This is a genomic window from Symbiobacterium sp. (genome assembly GCF_040797425.1).
In the GTDB taxonomy this organism is placed as follows: Bacteria; Bacillota; Sulfobacillia; order Symbiobacteriales; family Symbiobacteriaceae; genus Symbiobacterium.
The window spans coordinates 22,140-28,688 of sequence record NZ_JBFNEH010000046.1 but is presented as its reverse complement, the minus strand read 5'-3'; the positions used below and the strand labels follow the sequence as shown (position 1 = coordinate 28,688).

Sequence of the window (6,549 nt, the reverse complement as noted above, 5' to 3'; positions counted from 1 at the left end):
CCCCCCCCCGGGGGGGGGGCACCAACCCCCCCCCCGTGGTGCACACCCCGCGCTTTTACCCGGCCCCCCCCGGCCCCGCGCCGGGCGGCGCGGACGCCATGCGCCATTTTCCCCCAGAGTTCGCCCTGACCCCGCGCAATCCCTGCGCGGGAGGGCTGCACCGCTGGGCGTCGCTCCCGGACATGCTATCGGGCAGGACGGCGTTCGCTCCCTGGCGAACATATCACGAAAAGGCATGGTGAGCGCGGTGGTTTACCTGGGAATCGACGTGGGCGGAACGGGCATCAAGGCCGCCATCGTCGACGAACGCGGCAACATCCTCCGGCACGCCGAAACGCCAACGGGCGCATCCGAGGGTGCGGCGCGGGTGCTGGAGCGCATCCGGCGGCTCGGACGGGGCCTGATTGAGCAGGCCGGCGCGCAGGTGGTGGCCTGCGGGGTAGGGGCCCCTGGCCGGATCGACCACCGCAGGGGGCACGTCATCTTCGGGAGCGGCAACCTGCCGGGATGGACCGGAGTCGACCTGCGGGCCGAACTCCACCGTGCCTTTGGCCTGCCGGTGCTGGTGGACAACGACGCCAACGCCGCCGCACTCGGCGAGGCCTGGGTCGGCGCCGCCCGCGGCGCCTCCGATTTTCTCCTGGTGACCCTGGGCACCGGCGTGGGCGGCGCGCTCACCGTGAACGGGCGGCTCTGGCGGGGGGCACGCTACGGGGCCGGGGAGGTGGGCCACATGGCACTCTATCCCGGCGGAGAGCCGTGCCCCTGTGGCGGGGTCGGCTGTGCGGAGCGGTATGTATCGGCCAAGGCGCTTACGAGGCGGGCCAACGAGGAACTGGGCAGCGGAAAGCCGTTTCGCGGGATTCGCGAGGTGATCAGCGCCGTCGAGCAGGCGTCGGGCCCGCGGCGCGCCGCCGCCCTCCGGGGTGTGGAGCGCTGGACGGCCGACCTTGCGCTCTTCCTCTTGAACTTGCAGATGGCGTTCGACCCGCAGATGATCGTGGTGGGTGGCGGGATTGTCAACCTCGGCTACTGGTGGGACCGGATGGTGCAGGCCGCTTCGCAGGCTTGCAGGGCCCGCTCCACCTCCATCCGGCTCAAGCGGGCGCAGTTGGGCCCCGATGCGGGGGTGGTGGGGGCGGCGCGCCTGGCGATGCTCTACCGCCCGGGCTATTCGCCGGCGGCCGGCGGCTCGGCGCGATCCACCTCCCCGTCCTGATCGGCGGAACGGCTTCCGTAGCCGCCCTTGAGCCGGTCCCAGAGCCGCTGATAGGCCTGTTCCGTCTCTGCGATGGGCTTGAGGGCAATCCCCCGGTCGCGCTTGGCCAGCCGGATGACGTGCTGCACCTCCGCCTGGGCCTGTTGGAGCGCAGACCGGGCCAGGTCCAGCTCCTCCAGGGTTCGCGCCTCCCGCATCATCTGCCGCGCGATTTCCACGCGCTGCAGCGCGGACTGCATCAGCGAGTGGTGGTCGGGCTCCCGGCACTCCTTCACCGGCACGCGGAAGCCGAGCAACTCGAGGGCCTTCTGCAGCACCGGAACACTCCCCCCAATCTCGTTCGGCGGGCAGCGCCTATCACCATATAATACGCTGAATGGCATAATTTGGTTTACACGACTGGCTCTCTTGCACCATCTTTTCTCGAGTGGTATATGTGGTATAGACCAGCATAAAGGGGGATCTGTATGGCGAGGCCGGAGCTTGACCCCTTCGCTCCCCTGTACCATCAGATCAAGACCCACCTGATCGAAGAGATCAGGGCCGGGCATCTGAGACCCGGAGACCGGGTATCCTCTGAGCGGGAGCTTAGCGAACGCTTCGGGGTGAGCCGGATGACCGCGCGGCAGGCCCTGGTGCAACTGGAACTGGAGGGCCGCGTGGTCCGGGTGCAGGGGAAGGGCAGTTTCGTCGCCTTCCCGAAAATCGAGCAGCCGCTCATGTCGATCACCGGCTTCACGGAGGACATGCGCCGGCGGGGGCTCGAGCCGGCGACCCGCGTCCTCAGTGCGGCTGAGGTGCCGGCAGAGGGACGGGTGGCGACCGCCCTGCGTTGCCGGGAGGGCACGCCCATCTACAGGCTGGAACGCCTGCGCCTGGCCGACGGAGAGCCGCTGGCGCTGGAAGTTTCGCACCTGCTGGCGGAGTCCTGCCCCGGGCTCCTCTCGCTGGACCTGGAAGGCCGGTCGCTGTATGAGCTGTTGCGCACTCGCTACGGGCGGCGGCTGCTCAGGGCCACGCAGACCCTGGAGGCGGTACCGGCGGAGGGCCCGCTGGCGGAGGCGCTTCACGTGCGCACCGGCACCCCCCTGATGTACATGGAGCGTCTGGTCCACGACCAGAACGATCAGCCCGTTGAACTCGTACTTTCGCACTACCGCGGCGACCGGTACCGGTTCATCGCCGAGCTGCGGGCGCAGGAAGGAGAATGAACGGAAGATGACGGTGGACCTGAAGCGGCTGGTGACCGAGGGCAGGCTCCAGGAGTCGCTCAACATCGACCAGGTACCCACGGAAGAGATGGTGCGCATCATCAACGAACAGGACAAGCAGGTCGCCCTGGCGGTGGAGCGCGAGCTGCCCCGGATCGCGCAGGCCGTCGACCTGATTGCCGCCCGGCTGCGGGACGGCGGCCGGCTCTTCTACGTGGGCGCCGGCACCAGCGGCCGGCTCGGGGTGCTGGATGCATCTGAGATTCCGCCCACCTACGGCACTTCGCCGGAGCTCGTGCAGGGGATCATCGCCGGCGGTCCGGAGGCGGTCTTCCGTACCCGCGAAGGCGCCGAGGACTCCCGGGAGCAGGGGGCGGCCGACATCGCGGAACGGGTGACGGCGAAAGACGTGGTGGTGGGCATCGCCGCCAGCGGCCGGACCCCGTACACCATCGCCGCCCTGGAGGAGGCCCGGCGGCGGGGCTGCGCCACGATCGCGGTGACCAACAACCCCGGCTCCGCGCTGGCGGCCGCAGCGGACATTGCGATTGCCCCTGTGGTGGGTCCTGAGGTGGTGATGGGCTCCACCCGCATGAAGGCGGGCACAGCACAGAAAATGGTTTTAAACATGCTCAGTACCGGCGCGATGATCAGGCTCGGCAAGGTCTACACCAACCTGATGGTCGACATGCAGGCAAGCAACGAGAAGCTGCGGCAGCGGGCGATCCGCATGGTGGCCCTGGCGGCGGAGACCGACGAGGAGACTGCCGCCCGAGCCCTCGGCGAGGCGGGCGGGTCGGTGAAGCAGGCTATCGTTGCCCTGGTGGCCGGCGTGGACGCGGCCGCGGCCAGAGAGGCCCTGGAGCGGGCCGGAGGGTTGGTGCGACAGGCCATCGCGCTGGCGCAGCAAAAGTGAAGCCAGGGAGATGAGGAACGAGATGACACGGTGGCTGAAGGGGGCACTGATCCTTCCGGACCGGGTAGTGCAGAACGGGCTGCTGGCCTACGAGAGCGGCAAGATCACGGGCGTCTGGGACCTGGAGGCCGATCCCACGGCCCCCGCAGTACCGCCCGAGGCGGAGGTCGTGGAGAGGGGGTACATCGCACCCGGCTATATCGACATCCACGTGCACGGCGGCGGGGGTGGCGATTTCATGGACGGCGACCCGGAGGCCGTGGTGGCCATTACCACCTGCCACGCGCGGCACGGGACCACTGGGCTCTTGGCCACGACCCTCACCGCACCGGAGGAGGACCTGATCCGGGCGCTTCGCGCCGTGAAGGAGGCGCCACACCGAGGGGCGCAGATCTTGGGCTTCCACATGGAGGGTCCCTTCATCAACCTCAAGTACAAGGGAGCCCAGAACCCCGCGTTCGTGCGCCCGGCCTCCATTGCGGAAATCGACCGGTGGCTGGCGGAGGGCCGCCCGGGCGACCGCTGGCACGTGACCCTGGCACCCGAAACCGAGGGCGCCCTCGACGCGATCCGCCACCTGGTGCAGCGCGGGGCCACCGTCAGTGCCGGGCACACGGACTGCACCTATGAGCAGCTCAAGGTCGCCGTGGAGGCAGGCCTCTCGCATGCCACCCACCTCTTCAACGGCATGCGCGGCCTGCACCACCGGGAGCCGGGCACCGTCGGCGGCGCGCTCACCCTGCCCGGCGTCACGATCGAACTCATCGCCGACGGCTTGCACGTCCACCCCGCCTCGATGCAGCTGGCCATCCGGGCCCGCGGCCCGGAGAGCACGCTTCTGATCACCGATTCCATGCGGGCGACCGGCCTCGGTGACGGCGAGTTCACCCTGGGCGGCCTGCCGGTGACCGTGAAGGGCGGCGCGGCCCGACTGCACGACGGAACCCTGGCCGGCTCCGTGCTGACGATGGAGAGGGGCGTGCAGAACCTCGTCCGCCTGGTGGGGCTCGACCTGCCGACCGCGGTGGCGATGGCCTCGCTCAATCCGGCCCGCCGGATCGGGCTGGCGGACCGCAAGGGGTCGCTGGCCGTGGGCAAGGACGCCGACCTGCTCATCCTGGGCGAGCAGCTTGATGTAAGAGTGACGATCATAGGTGGTGAAGTGTACTATGATGCACGGTAAGCGCTACCCGCTTACGGTAGAGGTGTTCGCGGATTACAAGCAGATGTCCCAGCGCGCCGCCGACATCGTGATCGAGCTGGTGAAGGAGAAGCCCGATGCCGTGCTGGGCCTGCCCACCGGCTCGACGCCCCTGGGGTTCTACGATGCCCTGGTGGCCAGCGGCGTCTCCCTCGCCCGGGTCCGCACGTTCAACCTCGACGAGTACCTGGGCCTGCCCCGCACCCACCCTGAGAGCTACTACGCCTTCATGAAACGTGCCCTTTACGACCGCACGGACCTCCGGCCGGAGAACTGCCACATCCCCGACGGCACCGCCGCCGACCCCGATGAGGAGTGCCGCCGCTACGAGGAGGCCATCCGCGCGGCCGGCGGGCTCGACATCCTGGTTCTGGGCGTGGGCCACAACGGGCACATCGGCTTCAACGAGCCGGGCTCCTCCTGGGACGCCCGCACCCGCGTGGTCGAGCTGGCGGAGAGCACCCGCAAGGCCAATGCCCGCTTCTTCAACAGCATCGACGAGGTGCCCCGGAAGGCCATCACCATGGGTATCGGGACCATCATGGAGGCCCGGCGCATCCTGCTCCTGGCCAGCGGCGAGGGGAAGGCTGCCGCCATCAAGGAGCTGGTGGAGGGCGAGCCCCGTCCGGAGGTGCCCGCCACCGTCCTGCAGTACCACCCCGACACCTCGGTCCTGTTGGACGCCGCGGCCGCCTCGCTGCTGCGCCGGTAGGAAGCCAGGAGCCCTGCGTGTGCGACCCGCCTGCAAAAAAGGCCGCCCCGGTCGGGGGCGGCCTTTGAAATTGCCTCAATGTGGGCATCCTAATGGGGAGAACTGGCGGGGGAGGGAGTCGCATCCGTGGAGATCCTGCGAAACCTCTACCGGCGCCGCCTGCGGACGGGGCTGACGGTGCTCGGCATTGCGGTGGGGATTCTCTCCTTCACCGTGATGGGTGCGATGGCCGAGAAGTTCAACCGGCTGATCGACGGCGGGGAGGCCTACTTCGCCCGCCGGATCGCGATTCACTCCGTCGGCGGCCCCCTGCGGCTGAACCTGCTGGGGCCCGAGGAGATCGAGGTGATGAAGCGCACCCCCGGCGTGCGCCACGTGGAGACGCAGATCATGATGGCCCTGGACGAGACTGCCGGGTTTGAACTGGCGCCCCGCTTCCTCGTAGGAATCAACCTGCCCAACTTCGCCCGGGCCCAGCTCATCGCCGGCGAAGCGGCCCGGCTGAGGCTCGCCCGGGGCAGCTGGTGGCAGCCCGGCGACCGCGGGGTGACCGTGTTGGGCAGTGCGACGGCGCACAAGATGAACCTGGACGTGGGCGACATCCTCACGGCCCGCGGCATGGAGTTCCGGGTGGTGGGCATCCTGGAGGAGACCCTTTCGGTGCCTGACGGCTGGGCCCTGATCCCGGAGGAGGACGCGCGCACCCTCCTGCTGGCCGACTCCGCCCTGCTCCGCGAGATGGGGCTCGACGCGGTCTGGACCAACGCCTACGCCCTCGTGGACCCGGGGCTGGGCGAGGAGATCACGGAGACGCTGGCCCGCAGCCTGCGCAGGGGCTATCTGCTGCACTCGCCGGAGCAGCTGGCCCGGGCCGCGGGCACCGCCTCGAGCCTACTCAACGCCGCCATCCTGGGGTCGGCCGCCATCGCCGTGATCGTGGGCGCCCTGGCGGTGATCAACACCATGTTCTTCGCCGTGTCTGAGCGCACTCGCGAGATCGGTATCAAGAAGGCCATCGGGGCAGACCGGTGGGCGATCCTGCGGGAGTTCCTGGCCGAGTCGCTCGTCATCGGCCTCCTGGGCGGGCTGCTGGGGCTCGGAACCGGGGCGGTGCTGATCGGGGCCCTGAACGGGTATATGGCCTCAGAGGGAACGCCGGTCTTCCTGCTGACCCCCCGGCTGGCCCTGGGTTCGCTGGGGTTCGCCATCCTGCTGAGCGGGGCGGCGGGGGTCGTGCCGGCTCTGCGGGCGGCCAACCTCGACCCCGTGGAGGCGTTGCGGGCCTACTAG

At 69.5% G+C, this 6,549-nt stretch carries 7 protein-coding genes; 6 read left to right on the top strand and 1 reads right to left on the bottom strand.

What is annotated here, in order from left to right:
• The first annotated feature begins 238 nt into the window (after positions 1-238).
• On the top strand, positions 239-1,219 hold the full coding sequence (locus tag AB2385_RS13520; RefSeq protein WP_367655545.1) for an ROK family protein: 981 nt from the start codon (positions 239-241) through the stop codon (positions 1,217-1,219).
• Here the strand turns inward: AB2385_RS13520 and AB2385_RS13515 are convergent.
• Positions 1,171-1,536, bottom strand: coding sequence for a hypothetical protein (locus AB2385_RS13515; protein WP_367655544.1), 366 nt, complete (start codon positions 1,534-1,536; stop codon positions 1,171-1,173). The genes AB2385_RS13520 and AB2385_RS13515 overlap by 49 nt on opposite strands.
• Before the next feature lie 150 nt (positions 1,537-1,686).
• Here AB2385_RS13515 and AB2385_RS13510 point away from each other — a divergent pair, with 150 nt between their 5' ends.
• The 5 genes from AB2385_RS13510 to AB2385_RS13490 all read left to right on the top strand — a co-directional run bounded on the left by AB2385_RS13510 (position 1,687) and on the right by AB2385_RS13490 (position 6,549).
• Positions 1,687-2,430, top strand: a complete 744-nt coding sequence (locus tag AB2385_RS13510; protein WP_367655543.1) for a GntR family transcriptional regulator — start codon at positions 1,687-1,689, stop codon at positions 2,428-2,430.
• A gap of 7 nt (positions 2,431-2,437) precedes the next feature.
• Entirely contained in the window at positions 2,438-3,346 is a 909-nt protein-coding gene (gene murQ, locus AB2385_RS13505; protein ID WP_367655542.1) for an N-acetylmuramic acid 6-phosphate etherase, read from the top strand.
• Between the two features lie 22 nt (positions 3,347-3,368).
• Entirely contained in the window at positions 3,369-4,529 is a 1,161-nt protein-coding gene (gene nagA, locus AB2385_RS13500; protein ID WP_367655541.1) for an N-acetylglucosamine-6-phosphate deacetylase, read from the top strand.
• A complete protein-coding gene (gene nagB, locus AB2385_RS13495) occupies positions 4,516-5,259 on the top strand; it encodes a glucosamine-6-phosphate deaminase (protein WP_367655540.1) in 744 nt (247 codons plus the stop codon). The genes nagA and nagB overlap by 14 nt, the downstream gene beginning before the upstream one ends.
• Positions 5,260-5,385: 126 nt before the next feature.
• The gene (locus AB2385_RS13490; RefSeq protein WP_367655539.1) at positions 5,386-6,549 is read left to right on the top strand and encodes an ABC transporter permease; all 1,164 of its coding nucleotides are present in this window, start codon (positions 5,386-5,388) and stop codon (positions 6,547-6,549) included.